Here is a 295-nt window from a genome sequence, read left to right on the forward strand (position 1 = left end):
GTCTCGTCAAGAATCAGAAAAAGTTTCGTGCTCTGGCCAAAGCGCACAAGGAAATGCTGGAGCTGCCGCGTGAACCCAAGCCGTTCGAGGGCAAGAAACTGGAACTGAAGGTTTTGCGTCGCATGATGGAGGAATTGGTGGAGCGTCGCGCCCTGCTAAAGCAGCTGGCCCCGCATCTCGAAACTATTATCGCAGTCCAGCAGTTGACGCAGGAAGACCTGAAGAAGGTCGAGGTCGCGGAACAAGCGGCGGACAAGATGAACGATTTGCAGGAACGCCTGAGCACGACGCAGGC

At 55.9% G+C, this 295-nt stretch carries 1 protein-coding gene; it reads left to right on the forward strand.

All coding sequences use genetic code 11. The annotated features are described in order from the left end of the window. Positions 1-295 (forward strand): hypothetical protein (locus AC1RPH_RS08215; protein ID WP_481762095.1); only part of this gene is annotated, 295 nt, incomplete at both ends.

The organism is Dellaglioa sp. CoH-57-MRSF-16 (genome assembly GCF_056782055.1).